Genomic DNA, 18361 nt, shown 5'->3' with positions numbered 1-18361 from the left:
AAGATGGAACATTTATGGAGAAAGCTGCTGGCTGTGTTATTTGTCATCGGTCTATTGGCAGGGTGTGCTTCAGGTGGAAATGAGGAGGCAGAGTCTTCCGATGACCAGTCTGAACAAACGACAGAAGAAAACGAAACGTCCGGAGATGAGGGTTCTTTTCCATTGATCTTAACGGATGCTATGGATAATGAAGTAACCATAGAAGAAGAACCGGATCAAATCATCAGTACAATTCCAAGCAATGGGGAAATCCTGTTTGCACTTGGCTTGAACGAGGAAGTGGTCGGGGTTAGTGATTTCGCCAATTACCCGGAAGAAGCTGCCAAAAAGGAAAAAATTGGAGGTCAGGATTTGAATGTAGAGAAAATCCTTTCTCTTGAGCCGGACGTAGTCCTTGCTCATGCTTCCGGAGCGCATACTTCCCAAGAAGCCCTTCAGCAGATTCGTGATGCTGGGATTGCCGTTTATGTCGTCCAGGATGCTTCTTCGTTCGATACGGTCTATGAAACGATTGCCACGATTGGAGATATTACCGCAACTAGCGAAAAAGCTTCAGACATCGTCTCTGGTATGCAGAACGACTTGAAAGCGGTCGAAGAAAAGGCGGCTGCAATTGCTGAGGAAGACAAAAAAGATGTATTTGTGGAAGTGTCACCGGAACCTGAAATCTACACAGGTGGACAAGGGACATTTTTGAATGAAATGCTGGCTGTTATTCAGGCGGAAAATGTCGTCGGGGATCAGGAAGGCTGGTTCAAAATGAATAATGAAGCGATCGTTGAACTGCAGCCGGAGGTCATCATTACGACGTATGGCTATTACACAGAAGATCCTCAAGGCAGTGTGTTAAGCCGGGATGGCTGGGACACCGTACCTGCTGTTGAGGATGAACAGGTCTATGATGTTCATTCCGACCTTGTCACACGTCCGGGTCCACGTTTAGTTGAAGGGGTTCAGGAACTTGCAGAAGCCGTTTATCCAGACGTTTTTAGCGAATAAGACCACTCATTATACTGGTAGTGTCTTGTTTTTAGTTTTCAGCATTTTTCTTGGGACGTCCCTAGGCAGTGTCCCGATTTCCTTCGAAGCGATTGCCCGCATCATCGGCGGGCAGCTGCTTCCATTTTCACATATGTCTGAAGGGACAGATCCTACTCTGCAGGCGATTATTCTGCAGATCCGGCTGCCGAGGGTCGTTCTTGCAGGGTTGGTAGGCGGCGCACTGGCTGTATCAGGGGCTGCTTTTCAAGGGCTGCTAAAAAACCCACTCGCAGATCCCTATACACTCGGCGTGTCATCAGGTGCGTCGGTGGGAGCCGTTGCGGTTTTGTTCCTGGGCATAAGTCTTCCTTTTGCCGGTTCTTTTACGCTTCCAGTCGTAAGTATTACGGCTGCGATCTGCACGATTTTTATCGTCGTAGGTTTTGCCAGGCTTGTGGACCGATCAATGTCCATGACGACGATCATATTAACTGGGATCATCTTCAGCTCATTCCTCGGATCATTCATCTCCCTTATGATTTCTTTGACAGGAGAGGAGCTGCGGCAGATCATCAACTGGCTGCTTGGCAGTGTCGGTAACCGTGGCTGGGATTATGTCCATTTGATTCTTCCTTTCTTTGTTGGTGGAGTCTTATTACTCATGTTTACAGGACAGGAACTGAATGCGATGACATTTGGTGAGGAACGGGCCAGGCAGCTCGGGGTTCATGTGGAGCTTCAGAAATACGTGGTCCTGTCTGCGGCCTCTATTTTGACTGGTGCGGCTGTCGCCGTATCCGGGACGATCGGATTTGTCGGACTGGTGATCCCTCATATATGCAGGAAGTTGTTTGGGAGTGACCACCGGCACCTTATACCATTGTGTGTCTTGAATGGCAGTGCGTTTTTAATTCTCGCTGATTTACTGGCCCGAACGATCGTCACCCCATCCGAGCTTCCTATAGGTGTGGTGACCGCTCTAATCGGGGCACCGATGTTTGCTGCCATACTAATCCGAAGAAGAAAAGGAGGTAGAAGTTCATGATTGACGTGCAACATCTCTATGCCGGCTACGACCATGACATTCTTCATGATCTGTCCTTTTCTGTACTTAAGGGTGAAATGTTTGGTGTCCTCGGTCCGAACGGCAGTGGAAAGACGACGTTACTCAAAGCGATAAACGGGACGCTGCCGGGAGTCAGGGGAGACATTGCCATTCAAGGCCGTCCGATCACCCGTATGACAGCGAAAGAAACAGCGAGGGAAATGGCAGTCCTGCCCCAGCATCATGATGTGTCCTTTTCCACAACAGTGGAGCAGACCGTATTGATAGGCCGCTACCCTTATCAAAAAGGCCTTTTCAAGCAGTGGACAAATGAGGATTACCGGATTGCTGAAGAGGTGATGGAACAAACCGGGGTGACACAGTTCAGACATCAGTCGCTGTTATCCCTTAGTGGAGGAGAGCGCCAGCGGGTTTTCCTGGCACAGGCGCTTGCTCAAAAACCTGGTATTCTACTATTGGATGAACCGACGAACCACCTGGATTTCAGTTATCAAAAGCAGATGCTGGACGCGTTAAAGCAATGGTCCTTGAAAAACGGACTGACGGTCGTCGCGATCTTCCACGATTTGAATTTGGCAAGCCTGTACTGCGACCGTCTCCTTCTTTTGGATCAAGGAAAGGTGAAGGCGCTTGAAGAACCGGAAATAGTGCTGAATGAACAGCATCTATCAGCCGTCTACCGATCAGATATCCATGTCCATGCCCACCCCTCCTTTTCAAAGCCTTTTACAAATGTCGTCCCCTCTTTTAACGAAGATAAACCAAAATCCATCCTATCACCAGATGAGTTGGACGTTTCAAAGGAGCGGGTCTATTACAAAAGTCGTCAACCTTTGAAGTGTTATTCCTCGGCCGTTCTTCATCCCGGCTTCGGCTGGTTTGAAGAATTTATCAACGTCCAGGTAGACCATTCTTTCCGATGTGATGATCCAGCGGGGTATTTAATGACAGAAGCGGAGCGATGGGGCTGTCAGATCCATAGGACCGTGGGCATGATGACAGCGGCGGACGTCGAGGATGTTTCAATCGAGTTTATGGAAAACGAAGATTTTACGCTGCTCGTCGTCGTCACTGCAGGAACAGGTAACGCTGTGGATGTCGTCCACGGCAGCAGTCATATACAAGAAACCGTGCCTGGGACGATCAACACCTGGGTGTTCATAGACGGACATTTATCTGAACAGGCCTATGCTCAAAGCTTGATGACCGCCACAGAGGCCAAGGTGAGGGCTTTGATGGATATGGGGATTAACGATCCTGTAACGGGTACAGCGGCAACAGGAACTTCTACGGATAGTGTATTAATCGCAGGCACCCAGCAGGGAACGACGTTGGAATATGGGGGAACCATTTCCAAATTAGGCAGAGCGGTCGGTCTTGCTGTATACAAAGCGACGAAGGAAGCGGCTGCCCGATACCTCAACCGAAAAGAGGACGGGTTTTGATTCCCCATCTGCTTGCCCTCACATTAGGCTGCCTGCTTGACTACTTTTTTGGTGACCCGACAAAGATGCCTCACCCTGTCACAGGAATGGGAAAGCTTATTGCGTTTTTGGAGAAGTCCTGGAACAAAGGCCGTCACCAGGTTTGGAAAGGAGCCCTTCTTTGGATTGCCGTTACAGGTTCTGCTTTTCTGATTGCATGGGGGATGACAGCCGCTGTGGCTTTATGGAGTCAACCGGCGTCCGTCATTGTAGAAGGGCTTCTCATATGGACGACGATTGCAGGAAAAGGGCTGAAAGAAGCCGCTCTCAAGGTATATTTACCTTTGAAGGACGGGGATTGGAAGACCGCACGTGGGGAGCTTGGGTGGATTGTCGGCCGGGATACGGACCATCTTGAAGAGGATGAGATTGTCCGTGGTACGGTCGAGACGGTGGCTGAAAATGCAAGTGACGGCGTTACAGCACCACTTTTTTACGCTTTAATCGGAGGAGCACCTCTCGCGGTGTTGTATCGAGCAGTGAATACGTGCGATTCAATGGTCGGTTACAAAACAGACCGATACAAAGCCTTCGGGTATGTATCAGCGAAAATGGATGATGTGTTTAACTATATCCCAAGCCGGCTGACGGCTTGGGTGACGCTCATCGTTTCCAATGGAACATTCCGTGAAAAGCGATGGAGGTTCCGTCACCTGCCTTCTCAGGCCTCGCATCACCCAAGCCCGAACAGTGGCTGGGGGGAAGCCGCAGCCGCTTTATCGCTTGGCGTACGTTTAGGTGGAGAAAATACGTATTTCGGGGAAAAGTCATTCCGCCCGTATATTGGTTTTCCTCATCATGAATTGGCAGACATACATATCAAGCAGGTCAATGTACTGTTAACACGGACGGTGGCAGCATGGATTGTCCTGCTCTGGTTAGGGGGGATTGGGTTTGAACTGGCCGTCTCATGGGGCAAATCCTTATAAACTTTATCAAATGCATGGGAAAATACCGAAAGAAACGATTACGGACTTCAGCGTGAATACAAATCCATACGGGTCTCCGGAAGGGTTGAAGGATCATATGGCAAACCATCTGGACTTGATCCAGGAATACCCTGATCCTGAACAAAAGCGTCTCACAGAACGAATTGCTTTGATGCAGGACCTGCCGGAAGAAAAAGTACTCGTCGGCAACGGAGCTTCTGAACTTATTCATATGCTAACCCGGTTTTGGCAGGGCAGGAGGGTAGGGATTATTCAACCAACCTTTTCTGAATACCAAAAAGCGTGTGAGGCGTATGGCTGTGAAATCATCGACTTTCATGTATCTGAAAAGAGGAATTTTCATCTCTTTATTCCAGATATTCTTCCACACCTCCCGAACCTGGATCTATTAATCTTGTGTCATCCCAACAATCCCACAGGGAGAACCTATCGGCCTGATGTATTGTATGGGTTATTAAAACTCTGTAAATTCAACAATGTCCAGGTCGTGATTGATGAGGCTTTTTACGATTTTGTTTCAGGAGAGCCTTTCTTCTCACCAGACTTGTTTGAATTTCCGAATGTTCTTCTTCTTCGCTCACTCACAAAAATGTACAGCATTCCCGGACTCCGTCTCGGTTATCTGATGGGGGAGGCAGCGGTGGTTGAAGCACTGAAGCGTCTGCAGCCGGAGTGGAGTGTCAACGCACTTGCTGAGGAAGCGGGTATGTATTGTTTAAGTCAGGAAGGATTCGCCCGGAAGACAGCTGCTGATATTTCCAGGGAGAAAGCCTATCTCTTTTTACAATTGAAGAGGCTGGGCTACACTCCTTTATCCACGGAAACCAACTTCTTTCTTATGAGAGACCCTTTCCACACCCAGGCCGATGACATGATCGGGTTTCTTCTGCAGGAAGGGTTAACGGTCCGGCATACGAATAACTTCAAGGGGTTGAACGGTGCGTTTGTTCGTGTGGCGGTGAAACAGCGGACGGATAATGAACAGCTTCTCGAAGCTCTGGAAAAATGGAGAAGTGTATGCTTACAGTAGTGATAGGCGGTGTCAGAAGTGGCAAAAGCAGCATGGCGGAGAGGAAAGCTGTGGATACAGGAGAAGAAAGCCTTCATTATATTGCTGCAGGGGTTAACACAGATGAAGAAATGCAGCACCGGATTAATCATCATCAAAAGTCCAGGGAAAATTCGTTATATACATGGGTTCTTCATGAGCATCCAGTACAACCTTCGGAAGCTTCTTTTCCTGATGGGAGCGTTGTCATCCTGGACTGTTTGACGACCTGGGCGACGAATGAATGGATGAAGATGGACGATGATGACGACGTCGATGATCTTGTGGCCGCGATTCTGGGTGAAATCATTCATTTAAATGGACGGGCAGGTCATTTGATTGTTGTTTCTAATGATCTTTTTTCGGATGCATCCAATCATCCGCCTGTGATTGAAGAATATCTACAACTGCTGGGAACCCTCCATGTAAAATTGGTTGCTATGGCCGACTTTGTTTATCAAGTGCAGTTCGGTCATGCCCAGCTTAAAAAGGGGAAACAGCTATGAAGGGACTAATGATACAAGGAACAGCTTCCAATGTAGGGAAGAGCTTCATTGTAACTGCAATCTGCCGGTGGCTCTCCAACCAGGGATATCGAGCAGCCCCGTTTAAATCGCAGAACATGTCGAATAATTCTTATGTAACCGATTGGGGTACAGAAATCGGAAGGGCACAGGGAGTCCAGGCTGAGGCGTGCAGGACACCGGCCCTTCCGGAAATGAACCCAATCCTGCTAAAGCCGAGAAACGATCAGCATGCGGAAGTCATCTGTCTCGGAAAGTCGGTGAAGACATTATCAGGGAGTGATTACCGGGCCGGTTTTTATGAAGAGGGGCTTCAAGCCATCAAGCAGAGCCTTGACAAACTGAATAATTCTTTTGACTATATCGTGATTGAAGGAGCCGGAAGCCCTGTTGAAGTGAATTTGAATGACCGGGAGCTTGTGAATATGGCTGTCGCCGACCTTGCTGACGTTCCGGTCCTGCTGGCAGCGGATATCGACAGGGGCGGAGTTTTTGCATCCATTGTCGGTACGCTGGAACTTCTTCCCCCGCATCACAGGGACAGGATCAAAGGGATCATCATCAATAAGTTCCGTGGGGACCCTGCCTTGTTCGAAGATGGACGGAAGTGGCTCGAAGTCTATACGGGACTCCCTATCCTTGGGGTTCTTCCGCATGTCGAACATCATATTGAAGCGGAGGATTCCTTGTCATTACGTCCCCCTAAGGCTTCCACCGTTCCCAAGTCTCTGGACCTTGCCGTCATCGTTTTTCCTTACGTTTCCAATTTTACAGATGTCGATCCGTTCTATAGGGAAAAGGATGTCAGTATACGCTATGTGTATAAGAAGGAAGAATTTGGATGTCCGGATGCCGTACTTCTTCCGGGAACAAGAAGTACGATTGAAGACTTGAAAGCATTGCGAAGCAAAGGTTTGGCTGAAGCTCTGACCTCTTATATACATAGGGGAGGAACAGCAGCGGGGATATGCGGAGGATATCAAATGCTCACCCGGCAGTTGACAGATCAACACGGTTCCCATGAGGGACTGTCCATTCTGCCGATGAGGTCGGTGTTTCATACCGACAAGCAGACGAGGAAGGTGCACGGAGAAGTACACTCTTCCAGTGGTTTCGGACTCCAGTCTGTTGAAGGGTATGAAATTCACCTCGGAGAAGTCACAGCTGAAGACGAAGTTTCAGCTTTGTTCAGTTTTAATGGCCATGAGGAAGGAGCAGTCTGGAACGATGGCAAAGTGATAGGCACCCATCTGCATCATGTCTTCCATAATGATGGCTTTCGAACGGATTGGTTGAACAGGCTTCGTAATGCAAAGCAGCTTCCCGTCCGTCCTGAAGCGGATCAGGACGGAGATCCTTATGACAAAGTGGCGGAAGAATTCGCAGCAGAAGTGGATACCGATGCGCTCCTGCGTTTATTAAATGGGGAGGAGCTTATACCATGAAGGCATGGGTCCAAGGGTTTCTTCTGGCTTTTCAATTCTTCTCCATTTTACCTGTGCGCCGTGAGCTGCCGATGGAGGAAAGACAGTTGAAGGGAGCCATAGTAAGTCTACCCTGGGTCGGGCTTGCTGCCGGGGGATGCGCACTAGCAGTTTCTTTTCTGTTGGATGTGTATACGCCTATGTCTGTTGGAGGGATTGCGCTCGCAGCTTTGATTATCAGCAGTGTGTTCACTGGAGGTATTCATCTGGATGGGTGGATGGATACAGGGGATGCTTATTTCTCCTATCAATCCATCGATAAACGATTGGAGATCATGAGTGATCCACGCACGGGGGCTTTCGGCGTCCTTTCCGTCCTTCTGCTCCTTTCTGTCCGATTCCTGTTTTTAATGGAAACCCTGCATGTATCCTTTGCTGCATTTGCGTTCGGACTCCTTGTCCTTCCATGGATAAGCAGAGGTATCCTTCTTTATCATTTTGCCTGGACACCGCCTGCGAAGCAGGTAGGGTTATGCGTGCTTTTTCAGTCAGCCTATGAAAAAAAACTAATGATCATCAGTCTTATGCAGAACATTATTTTGACTGCATTATTCATTGCTGGATATCACCTGTTCTGGGTTCCGGTCTTTCTTTCGTTATCAGCTGCTTTTTTGATGTATTGGCTGTTCCGGTACTTATCTATCCGATCGTTCGAGGGAATGACGGGCGATGTTCTAGGTGCAACGGTAGAAGGAGGGGAAACACTGTTGTGGATCGTATGGTGGATCTCTATTTTATCCGTCATGGATTAACCAAAGGAAACAAACAGAGACAATATATTGGCTGGAGTGATTTTCCGCTTCTCAAAGAAGGGAAAACAAACATACAAAAGCTCAAGGACCAGCTCCCTGATATGGGGTTGATTTACAGCAGTGATCTGCTTCGCTGCCTGGAAACGACGGAGCTGTTGTTCCCCGGCTGTCGATACGGAAGAAGTTCTTCCTTGAGGGAAATCCATTTCGGTGATTGGGAAACCTGCACATATGAGGATTTAAAGGATAAAGCCCTCTATAGGGCGTGGGTGTCCCGGCCGGATCGGTTTACACCGCCCGAGGGTGAATCGTATCCTCATTTCCAACAGAGAGTGGAACGATTTTTGCTCTATCTGCTAAAAGCAGTCAAGAAACAGCCGGTTGAATCCGCTGCGGTCGTGACCCACGGAGGTCCGTTAAGGGAAATGATCAGCTGGGTGACAGGAACACCTCTCTGGACATATCGAGTCCACCCTGGAGAAGGCGTCAAAATTAAGCTTCAGCTAAAAGGGGAAGGGGGGATGTCATGGAATTTGTTACAGGTGGAGCCTATAACGGGAAAGGAAAATGGGCCAGGGATATGTGGCTGAACCATTATAAAGAGCACACATGGATGGATATGAAATCCCAGGAGGTGCATATGCCGGACACAGATCAGCTTGTTGTTGAAAACATTGAATTCATGGCCAGGGAAACGGAAGAAGGCTGGTCCTGGCTGAAGCCGTTGTTGTTATGGGAGAGCCAGGCCCCTCAGCGCCGTCTGCTTCTGATAGGTACGGATATTACCAGAGGGATTGTTCCATTGGAAAAGTTGGACAGAGAGTGGCGTGACCGGACAGGTTTCTTATATCAAAGGATTATGGAAGAGGCAGCTCATGCGTATGTGGTGTGGTTCGGTATTGCAGAACAATTGAAATAAACAGGAGGTTATCAAATGAGACTTTATACAAAATCTGGTGATAAAGGCCAGACGAGTGTCATCGGTGGACGTGTGGACAAGGATGATATCCGTGTGGAGGCCTATGGTACGGTTGATGAAGCTAACAGCTTTGTCGGAAAAGCAAGAACAGAATTGGATCTGTCGATCGATTCACTTCAGCAGGTGGATCAGGAACTGGAACGGATTCAGCATGAATTGTTTGACTGTGGAGGCGATCTGGCTAATAAAAAAGCGGATCATCCCTATAAATTGGAAGAGACAAGTGTGAACTGGCTGGAAGACCGGATGGATGATTATATTGCAGAAACGCCTGAGCTCAAACGGTTTATCCTACCTGGAGGGGCTCCGGCTTCCGGCACACTGCATATCGCACGGACGGTTACGAGGAGAGCGGAAAGGAATGTAGTTTCCCTTGCGAAAGTAGAGGACATTCATGATGTGTGCCTGCGATATTTAAACCGGTTATCCGACTACTTTTTTGCGGTGAGCCGCTACATCAATTTCGTAAGCGGGGAGAAGGATGTAGAGTATATCCGCAGTGCTGAAGTGTTCAAAGGCCGCCCGCGGAAGTCTAAAGATACGTGAAGAAATTCGTGTGGACTGCAATGTTCACTTCCATGGCCGCTCTAGGCGGCTTATTGAAAATTCCTGTCGGTATTGGAAGTATCGCGCTTGATGCGGTGCCGGCGCTTCTTGCATCTATTCTTCTTGGACCAGTCAGTGGAGCGGTTGCCGGTGGTCTCGGCCATCTTCTTTCCGCATTAACCGGCGGTTTTCCACTCGGTCCTTTTCATCTGTTTATTTCGGTGGAAATGGCTATGCTCCTTTTGTTGTTTCCTTTTATCTACAATAAGAGCAGATGGATGGGATATTTGTTTTTCATCACCTTCAACAGCCTTGTTTTACCGCTCCCTTTTTTATGGATGATGAACTCTGTGTTTTACTGGACTCTTGTACCAGCTCTCACAGCAGGGGCTTGCATTAATGTCATCTTGTTCTGCTTCGTATTACAGAAAATAAAACCGGCACTCATGGGGGTAAAGGAGGAGAAAGTCAGTGCGGGATAGTACGTTTATTCCTTTTGATAAACAGTTCGATTTGGTCATCAGTTCTGATAACGCAGCGAACATCGGCGAAAAGGATGCCGATCACATCCAAGCTCCTTATCCACTTGTGGCGGAATCTATGTTCAGGGTGGCTTTTATGGAAAATTACGCAGTAGGAGCGGAGCCATTATCCATTCTGCTGCACAATTTTTCAGGAGAAGGAGTGTGGCAGCCGTGCGTGGATCGGATCAACGAATTGACTGAAGGTCTCGGTCTTTCTGTTTCCGTGACTGGAAGCACAGAATCCAACTTTCCTCTGCAGCAGTCTGCGCTCAGCCTTACTGTCATGGGGAAAGTAAGCCCGTCAAAAGTAAAGACAGGCTGTACGCCGGAATATGCAGCCTTTGCTGTCATCGGTGAGCCGCTGGTCGGGCAGGAAGTGATGGAAAAGCAGGACCGGATAGCGCCGTTGTCGTTATTCAAAGAACTCGCTGATCATCCGTCCGTTTTTGAAATGGTTCCTGTCGGCTCCAAAGGAATTCTTTACGAGCTGCAGGAAATGTTGAAAGCGAACGATTTAGCAGAAACTTTTCCTGAACATTGTTCATTGGATATAAATAAATCAGGCGGCCCTTCCACCTGCTTTATCATCAGCTATAAAAAAGAAGAGGAAGCAGCGATCCGTAAAGCAGCAGGGGCGTTGTTCCACCCTCTTCTTCCACGTTAAAAAACCCCCGAGGGCTGCATCAGCCTCGGGGGTTCTGGTTTTAATTGGTTTGGTCGGCCATTTTTACAAGAGCGTGTGCAATGTGCTCCCGCTCATTATTGTCCGCCGCATTCCACAGTTCATTGAGAACCTTTTCTTCCCTGTTTCTCGGTTCTTCGTATTCAGCTAAATAATCCGCTACGCGTTTAGCGCCCTTTGTAAGACCTTCTTCACCAAGGCCCAATTTTTCGCCTTTATGGACTTTATCGCCGAGGTAGTCCTTAAATGTTTGGAAGTTGCTCATGATTTCATCTTTTTTCTCTTCATTCATCTGTGCTGCCTGTTCTTTTGGATCTTTCATTTTAATTTCCTCCTCTGGTAGTTTCTAACTTGTGTATCATTACGCTCTTTTTTGTAATTCATCGTGTACACATTAAGGTGTATATCCGTATTGATGGGTAGTGAAACATTCGGAAAACATCCAGTGGAAAAATGAGGAAAATGGCAGGGGATCCCATCATTCATCTAGAAGGACATATAGTAAGGAGGCGTTTCCATTGAGTATTTCCATGATACTGACCTTGTTTGGATTGTTCCTCGTAGGAAGTGCTCTTGTATGTACAGGTCTTGGCTGCTATTTCACGAAGAGAACGGATGTAACAACGGGATACCTGGCTGTGCTTCTTCCCAGTGTCGTCCTCGTTACGCTGACGGTGAAGTGGTTCATTTTAACAGCCGTGCCCGTGAGTGTCAGTATGTTCACCTGGGTGATGCCGGTCGCACTAGCCCTTGTTTTTTATCCTCTTTTCCTCAGTATGAGCTGGGTGCTGTTAAAACGAATGGACCATGCATAAGCGGGAATTCCATGACAGATGATATAGAAAAAGAATCTTGGTGATGGTTATGACTTTATTCCGACTCGGTTATGTGGCTATGAGTGTTCATCTGCACAATGCTTCTCCTTCTCAGACCGTAACTTATAAACGATTTGCTCAGATGAAAGATCAGGAAGCTGCAAAAAGGAAACTGGAGCGGACCGCTTCTGCCAATTTACAGAACTGCCTCAGACTTTTGAAGCATAACAAAGCACACGATATCCAGTTTTTTCGATTGAGTTCCCGTCTTGTTCCCCTCGCCACGCATGAGGCTTTGCAAGGGTGGGATTACATCGGTCCGATTAAGCAGGACTTGAAGATGCTTGGAGATTACGCGGGAGAGAATAGGATGCGCCTGGATTTCCACCCTGATCATTTTGTGGTGCTGAACGCCCGTGATCAAGAGATTTTCCAATCGTCTATCACTGTGTTGAAGTATCATTATCTCCTTCTGCACCATATGGGGATCGATCCGACCCATCGATGCGTCTTCCACCTCGGAGGGCGGTACAAGGATAAAGAATCATCTCTGGAGCGTTTTATAGAGAACTGGGCACTTGTGCCGAAAGGGATCCAGAAAATGGTGATGATCGAAAATGATGATACTTCCTACACGTTGAATGATTGTCTCTATGTATGTGAAAAACTTCAAATCCCCCTCGTTTTTGATCTTCATCATCATATGGCGAACTATGATCATGAGGAATGGGAAGAGAATTGGAGCCGCGTACTTGAGACGTGGACTCATTCCCCACTTCCTGTGAAAATGCATATCTCCAGCCCGAAGAGCCCGGAAGCATTCAAAAGTCATGCGGATTACGTTGATCCGGATATGTTCCTGACTTTCATTGAGAAAACTGCCGGTACAACAGACCAGATTGACTGTATGATTGAGGCGAAACAAAAAGATGAAGCTCTTTTTCAACTGGTTGGAGAGCTTCGGAAGCATCCTCGAATCAAAATGAGAAGTGAGAGCAGCTTTGAGTGGATGAGGTAAGGAACAACAGCCTGCAGGGGGGCACCTGCAGGCTGTTGTTTTTTAATTGATTTATGACTTCCACGCCGGCAGCATGCGGTCTAATGGTTTATCTTTCCGATATCCGAGGACATACTCGGCCTGCATGATGGTATGGATCTCCCGTGTGCCTTCATAAATGACTGGAGCTTTGGAATTCCTCAGATACCGTTCAACTGGGTATTCATCAGAATAACCATAAGCACCATGAATCTGTACAGCATCATCAGCGGCTTTGTTGGCAAAATCGCACGCCTGCCATTTGGCCAGAGATGTTTCTCTTGTGTTTCTTTTTCCTTCGTTTTTTAATTCACCTGCTTTATAGACGAGCAGGCGGCTCATCTGCAGGCCGGCTTCCATTCGGGCGATCATCTGCTGGACGAGCTGATGCCTGCCGATTTCCATTCCGAACGTTTTCCGCTCAAGGCAGTAATCCACGCATGCTTCCAGGCAGGCCATAATTTGTCCGCAGGCTCCGGCTGCCACAGTAAAGCGTCCATTATCAAGGGCGGACATCGCTATTTTAAACCCGTCCCCTTCCTGACCGACCAGGTTATCTTCCGGCACGCGCACACCATCAAAAAACAATTCTCCCGTATTCCCCGCACGTATGCCGAGCTTTCCTTTTTGAGCTTTTGATGAAAAGCCTGGGAATGTCCGTTCGACTATAAAGGCGGATATACCGTGGTGCTTTTTACTTTTATCTGTATAGGCAAAGACGAGAAAATGATCGGCAGCATCACAGAGGGAGATCCAGGTTTTCTGCCCGTTCAAAACGTATTCGGTCCCATCTTTGACAGCCGTCGTCTGAAGGGCGGCAACATCAGATCCGGCGCCTGGTTCCGTGAGTCCAAACGCACCCACTTTTTCTCCTTTGGCCTGAGGGATGAGATAACGCTGCTTCTGTTCCTCGGAGGCCCACTGCAGAAGCGTCATACAGTTCAGGCCTGTGTGCACAGACACCGCGGTGCGGAAAGCGGTATCGCCACGCTCCAGTTCCTCACATACAATCGCCAGGGCGTTATAATCCATCCCGCTTCCTCCATAATCTTCAGGTATGCATACCCCCATCAGCCCAAGGTCTGCCAGCTGTCGAAGGACACCGTGGTCAAAATGACCGGAAGCATCCCATTGTCTGATGTTCGGCATAATTTCCTGATCAACGAAGCTGCGGACCGTTTTACGAAGCATGTCCTGTTCCTGCGTAAATGAAAAATTCATACCATCACTCCTTATATGATCTCACCTTTTTTCAGTCGTTGTATTTCGTTTGGGGCATAGCCGAGTTCCGATAGAAGGACAGCACTGTCGGCACCTGGTTCAGGTGGAGCCGTGCGGAAGGTCACGGGAGTTTTTGAGAGTTTCAACGGACTTCCGATGATGGATGTCGCTCCGGCTTGTGGGTGATGCATGCGGATAAACATTTCTCTGTCCTTTAATTGCGGGTCGTTCCGGACGTCCTCCAACGTTTGGATGGGGCCGAAAGGGATATTCCTAGCCAGGCAGGCTTGTTCCCAAAAGGAAGTATTTCCCTCTAGAAACAACTTCTGCAGGATGGCTGAAAGTTCCTTCCTGTTTTCTACTCTTCCCGTATTGGAGTTGAACTTCTCATCCGATCCCAGTTCGGGTTTACCGAGCATTTCTGCCAATTGCATGAACTGTCGGTCATTTCCTACAGCAATAACAATTTCTCCGTCCTTCGTATAGAACGATTGGTAAGGGACGATATTGGCATGACGGCTGCCGAGTCTTTCAGGTAGATGACCGGTCATTAAATAATTGCTGCCGATATTCACAAGGGCGCTTACAGCTGAATCGAAAAGGGACAGGTCGATTTTCTGCCCTGTTCCGGAAACCTCGCGTTCCAATAAAGCGGACTGGATGCCGATACACGCGTAAAGACCGGTCAGAATATCGGTAATCGCTACTCCCAGTTTCTGCGGGCCGGATGTTTCATCTCCGGTAATGCTCATTAAGCCGCTCATGGCCTGAATGATAAAATCGTATCCCGGTCTGTCACGGTACGGTCCGGTTTCACCGAATCCGGTAATAGAACAGAAGACGATCCCTGGATGGATCTCTTTTAAACGGTCATATCCGATTCCGAGCTTTTCCATCGTCCCTGTCTTGAAGTTATGAATGACCACATCGCATGTTTGGACGAGTTTTTCGATGATCTGTATGCCTTCCGGCTTTTTGAGGTTCACCGTTAAGCTTTTTTTGTTCCGATTGGTACACAAAAAATAGGAGCTGACCCCATTTTTGAAGGGAGGACCCCAGCAGCGTGTTTCATCACTGCCGCCCGGGGCCTCTATTTTTATGACTTCTGCGCCAAGGTCACCGAGGATCATGGAACAGTAGGGGCCTGCCAGCACACGGGTCAAATCAAGGATCCGACGTCCTTTCAAGGCTGTCTCCATTTACGACCACTTCCTTCCATAGAAAAAGCCAGAAGAACCCATACGTGGTATGAATCCGACTGGCTTGGGAAACGCGGGGGTTACGGTTCAAAGTTGTCCTTTACGGGGTGTATCTCATCCTATGCAGAAAGGGGGCAGCCTATGAATGGGTAAAATCTATCATCATACCTGCCTTATCCAGCTAATAGGATAAGACAGTACGGTGAATGTGAATATAGGACAGGCTGGAGGTAGGGTAAATGATTCCACTTTCCAAACAGGTGCAGAGTCTGCCTGCATATCTGTTTTCTCTTTTTCATAAAAAGAAGATGGCTCTTACGGCGCAGGGGATTGATGTGATTGATCTGGGGATCGGAGCTCCGGATCTTTCTACACCGCCGTTTATTATAGACAAGCTTATTCAGGAAGTCAGAAAGCCGGAGAACCATAAATATCCCCCTTATCATGGGTGCATGGAATTCAAGCAGGCCGTGACCGATTTTTATCAGCGCCGTTTTCATGTATCCCTTGATGTGGACAGGGAGGTCTTGGCCCTGATCGGTTCAAAGGAAGGCATTGCCCATTTAATCCAGTCCATGCTCAATCCTGGCGACGGCGTCCTGGCGCCGGACCCCGGCTACCCGGTGTATCAATCAGCTGTGCATTTGGCCTACGGGATGACGATTCCTTATCCTCTCAATCCAGAGGAGAATTTTGCACCTGCATTTGATCAAATTTCGGAGCGGGACTGCACCCGGGCAAAATTGATGATCCTGAACTATCCGAACAATCCGACCGGTGGAACGGTTGGATTGGAAACGTATGAACAAGCTGTCCGATTTGCGAAGAAAAATCAACTGATCCTTCTGCAGGATGCCGCTTATGATCTTGTGACCTTCGGAGACTATCAATCTCCAAGTCTTCTACAGGCTGAGGGAGGAAAGGATGTTGGGATTGAATTCGGCTCTCTGTCTAAAAGCTTCAATATGGCAGGGTGGAGAATGGGATATGCCGCGGGGAACGAAGAACTTATCCAAGGCCTCGGTCTTGTCAAAAGCAACAGGGACACAGGGCAGTTCCCTGCCATTCAAAAAGCGGGAGCAGCCGCTTTAAACAGCAGTTTTGATTCTGTCGCGGCCAATAACAGGACGTACGAGATGCGCTTTACTATTATTCTTCCAGAGCTGGAGGAAATGAATGTCCGTGCCGTAAAACCAAGAGGGACGTTTTTTGTCTGGGCGCAGGTCCCGGAAGGGTTCACATCCCAGAGCTTTGCTGAAAAAATGCTCGATGAAGCCGGAATCATTCTAACACCCGGAACAGCCTTTGGGCAGCAGGGAGAAGGGTACATCCGCATCAGTCTGACCCACCCCGTCGAGCGTCTGCATGAGGCTGTGCTCCGGATGAAAAAGGCGATGAAGGGAGGGTGATGGTGTGAAGCAAGCGGTTATGTCCAGTGCCCGGGCCATTGTGGAGTGTATAAAAATGGAAGGTGTCCGACATATTTTCTGCGTCCCAGGTGAAAGTTTTCTGCCGGTGCTGGATGCTATATCAAGGGAACGTTCCATGCAGTTGATTTCCGCCAGGCATGAAGGCGGTGCATCGTTTATGGCGGAAGCCTATGGGAAAGCGGGCTCCTGTCCTGGAGTCGTCATGGCCACTAGAGGAGTTGGAGCGGCCAACCTTGCTATTGGTGTCCATACGGCTGCGCAGGACTCCACACCTCTTGTCGTTCTCCTTGGACAAGTGCATTCCAGCTTCAAGGGGCGTGAAGGGTTTCAGGAAGTGGATTTGGAAGCCTTTTTCAAACCTATCGCGAAGTGGGTGGCGGAAATCAGAGAGCCGCCCCGGACAACCGAAATCATTCAGCGTGCCTTCCGGATTGCACAAACGGGGCGCCCCGGACCAGTGGTGGTTTCGCTGCCTGAGGATGTTTTGAACAAAGAAGCCCTTATGACATTCGGGACGGCGGTTACAATACCTGCACCTGCACCTTCTGATGAGGAAGTAGAAGCCGTAAAGACTGTCTTGAATTCCGCTGTCCGTCCGGTGGTGATTGCCGGGGGCGGGATTAAGCGTGCAGGCGCAGAACAAGAGCTGGTCTCTTTCGCAGAACGCTTCAGCCTTCCCGTCGTTACAGCCTTTCGCAGACATGACAGCTTTCCAAACGACCACCGTTTATATGCCGGCCATCTCGGGTTAGGAACCGATGCGGAGATTCTGGAAACGGTCCGTCAAGCCGATACGATTGTTGCGGTCGGCACCCGTTTATCAGAAATTACAACACAGGACTATAAGCTTCTCACTCCCGACCACAAGGTCATTCATATAGATATCGATGAACAGACGATTGGAAGTGTGCATCCGCCGTTTCTGGGGGTGGCCGCTGACGCACGACAGACATTGAAAAAGCTGAGATCCATGGATATTACCGCCGGATGGATTTCGTGGGCGGAACAAAGGCGGCTGAAATATGAACGCACGCTGACCAACGCTGGAAGGCAGATGTTGAACGGCCGGGTTATCGAGTGTTTGCAGAACAAACTCAAAGAAAACAGTGTGATTACCAACGATGCTGGTAATTTTGCGGGATGGCTTCATTCATTCTTTGTGTTTCGTCATCCCCATTCCTATGTGGGTCCGACATCCGGGGCAATGGGCTACGGACTCCCTGCAGCCCTTGGAGTGAAGCTGGCATCTCCTGACAAAACCGTCGTCTCTCTCTCCGGAGATGGAGGGTTTATGATGACCATGCAGGAAGTGGAGACCGCCGTCAGATACAACATTCCTGTAATCAGTCTTGTCTTTAACAATCGTATGTACGGAACCATCCGCATGCATCAGGAAATGCATTACCCGCATCAGGTCGCCGGAACAGACCTGGGGGAGGTCCGGTTCAGTAAAATAGCCCGTCATATGGGAGCGGAAGGGTTCTATGTACAAACAGCAGAGGAATTCGAAGGCGCCCTGGAGAAAGCTCTACGGTCGAACGTCCCTGTAGTCATTGAAATTGAATGCGATCCGGAGCAGATTTCCTTGAACCGGACCATTTCAAGTCTCCGGTCAAATCAGTAACCAAGAGGAGTGAGCA

Annotated in this window: 19 protein-coding genes; 16 read left to right on the top strand and 3 right to left on the bottom strand. The window is 48.7% G+C overall.

All coding sequences use genetic code 11. The features are described from left to right. Window positions 1-3: 3 nt before the first annotated feature. From QMA39_RS05310 to QMA39_RS05255, 12 genes are all read left to right on the top strand, one after another. Window positions 4-999 carry an ABC transporter substrate-binding protein gene (locus tag QMA39_RS05310; protein ID WP_281658140.1) on the top strand — a complete coding sequence of 332 codons (996 nt, stop codon included), beginning with the start codon at window positions 4-6 and terminating at the stop codon, window positions 997-999. Continuing rightward, a complete protein-coding gene (locus QMA39_RS05305; RefSeq protein ID WP_027954560.1) occupies window positions 962-2026 on the top strand; it encodes an iron ABC transporter permease in 1065 nt (354 codons plus the stop codon). Before QMA39_RS05310 ends, QMA39_RS05305 begins: the two co-directional genes overlap by 38 nt. Next, entirely contained in the window at window positions 2023-3492 is a 1470-nt protein-coding gene (locus tag QMA39_RS05300; RefSeq protein ID WP_281658139.1) for an adenosylcobinamide amidohydrolase, read from the top strand. Before QMA39_RS05305 ends, QMA39_RS05300 begins: the two co-directional genes overlap by 4 nt. Next, window positions 3492-4460 (top strand): adenosylcobinamide-phosphate synthase CbiB, encoded by a 969-nt coding sequence (gene cbiB, locus QMA39_RS05295; protein WP_281658381.1) that lies wholly within the window; start codon window positions 3492-3494, stop codon window positions 4458-4460. Before QMA39_RS05300 ends, cbiB begins: the two co-directional genes overlap by 1 nt. After that, window positions 4426-5511 carry a threonine-phosphate decarboxylase CobD gene (cobD, locus tag QMA39_RS05290; RefSeq protein WP_281658138.1) on the top strand — a complete coding sequence of 362 codons (1086 nt, stop codon included), beginning with the start codon at window positions 4426-4428 and terminating at the stop codon, window positions 5509-5511. The genes cbiB and cobD overlap by 35 nt, the downstream gene beginning before the upstream one ends. After that, entirely contained in the window at window positions 5499-6035 is a 537-nt protein-coding gene (locus QMA39_RS05285; protein ID WP_281658137.1) for a bifunctional adenosylcobinamide kinase/adenosylcobinamide-phosphate guanylyltransferase, read from the top strand. Before cobD ends, QMA39_RS05285 begins: the two co-directional genes overlap by 13 nt. Then, entirely contained in the window at window positions 6032-7498 is a 1467-nt protein-coding gene (locus QMA39_RS05280) for a cobyric acid synthase (RefSeq protein ID WP_281658136.1), read from the top strand. The genes QMA39_RS05285 and QMA39_RS05280 overlap by 4 nt, the downstream gene beginning before the upstream one ends. Beyond that, window positions 7495-8289, top strand: a complete 795-nt coding sequence (locus tag QMA39_RS05275) for an adenosylcobinamide-GDP ribazoletransferase (RefSeq protein WP_281658135.1) — start codon at window positions 7495-7497, stop codon at window positions 8287-8289. The genes QMA39_RS05280 and QMA39_RS05275 overlap by 4 nt, the downstream gene beginning before the upstream one ends. 526 nt (window positions 8290-8815) lie before the next feature. Beyond that, window positions 8816-9208 (top strand): bifunctional adenosylcobinamide kinase/adenosylcobinamide-phosphate guanylyltransferase, encoded by a 393-nt coding sequence (locus QMA39_RS05270; protein WP_281658134.1) that lies wholly within the window; start codon window positions 8816-8818, stop codon window positions 9206-9208. 15 nt (window positions 9209-9223) lie between these two features. After that, a complete protein-coding gene (locus QMA39_RS05265) occupies window positions 9224-9814 on the top strand; it encodes a cob(I)yrinic acid a,c-diamide adenosyltransferase (protein ID WP_281658133.1) in 591 nt (196 codons plus the stop codon). Then, a complete protein-coding gene (locus tag QMA39_RS05260; RefSeq protein ID WP_281658132.1) occupies window positions 9811-10296 on the top strand; it encodes an ECF transporter S component in 486 nt (161 codons plus the stop codon). Before QMA39_RS05265 ends, QMA39_RS05260 begins: the two co-directional genes overlap by 4 nt. Further along, a complete protein-coding gene (locus tag QMA39_RS05255; protein WP_281658131.1) occupies window positions 10286-11002 on the top strand; it encodes an ATPase in 717 nt (238 codons plus the stop codon). The genes QMA39_RS05260 and QMA39_RS05255 overlap by 11 nt, the downstream gene beginning before the upstream one ends. Before the next feature lie 40 nt (window positions 11003-11042). Here QMA39_RS05255 and QMA39_RS05250 read toward each other — a convergent pair whose 3' ends face one another. Continuing rightward, complete coding sequence (locus tag QMA39_RS05250) at window positions 11043-11342, bottom strand: DUF3243 domain-containing protein (protein ID WP_206932924.1); 300 nt, start codon at window positions 11340-11342, stop codon at window positions 11043-11045. Window positions 11343-11538: 196 nt separating this feature from the next. Here QMA39_RS05250 and QMA39_RS05245 point away from each other — a divergent pair, with 196 nt between their 5' ends. Together QMA39_RS05245 and uvsE are read left to right on the top strand one after the other, a co-directional pair. Further along, window positions 11539-11835, top strand: coding sequence for a hypothetical protein (locus QMA39_RS05245; protein WP_281658130.1), 297 nt, complete (start codon window positions 11539-11541; stop codon window positions 11833-11835). A gap of 49 nt (window positions 11836-11884) precedes the next feature. Beyond that, complete coding sequence (uvsE, locus tag QMA39_RS05240) at window positions 11885-12853, top strand: UV DNA damage repair endonuclease UvsE (RefSeq protein WP_281658380.1); 969 nt, start codon at window positions 11885-11887, stop codon at window positions 12851-12853. 51 nt (window positions 12854-12904) lie between these two features. On the opposite strand, the gene QMA39_RS05235 is transcribed toward uvsE, so the two are convergent. Together QMA39_RS05235 and QMA39_RS05230 are read right to left on the bottom strand one after the other, a co-directional pair. Beyond that, window positions 12905-14092, bottom strand: a complete 1188-nt coding sequence (locus tag QMA39_RS05235; RefSeq protein WP_027954546.1) for an acyl-CoA dehydrogenase family protein — start codon at window positions 14090-14092, stop codon at window positions 12905-12907. A gap of 11 nt (window positions 14093-14103) precedes the next feature. Further along, window positions 14104-15291 (bottom strand): CaiB/BaiF CoA-transferase family protein, encoded by a 1188-nt coding sequence (locus tag QMA39_RS05230; protein WP_281658129.1) that lies wholly within the window; start codon window positions 15289-15291, stop codon window positions 14104-14106. A gap of 239 nt (window positions 15292-15530) precedes the next feature. On the opposite strand from QMA39_RS05230, the gene QMA39_RS05225 reads away from it, so the two are divergent. Together QMA39_RS05225 and QMA39_RS05220 are read left to right on the top strand one after the other, a co-directional pair. Continuing rightward, window positions 15531-16700, top strand: coding sequence for an aminotransferase class I/II-fold pyridoxal phosphate-dependent enzyme (locus QMA39_RS05225; RefSeq protein WP_281658128.1), 1170 nt, complete (start codon window positions 15531-15533; stop codon window positions 16698-16700). Window positions 16701-16704: 4 nt separating this feature from the next. Beyond that, entirely contained in the window at window positions 16705-18345 is a 1641-nt protein-coding gene (locus QMA39_RS05220) for a thiamine pyrophosphate-dependent enzyme (RefSeq protein ID WP_281658127.1), read from the top strand. Window positions 18346-18361 lie beyond the last annotated feature (16 nt).

The organism is Halobacillus sp. Cin3 (assembly GCF_947311855.1).
In the GTDB taxonomy this organism is placed as follows: Bacteria; Bacillota; Bacilli; order Bacillales; family Halobacillaceae; genus Halobacillus; species Halobacillus kuroshimensis.
Note: the sequence above shows the minus strand (reverse complement) of the source record. Positions and strands in the feature narration are given on the sequence as shown.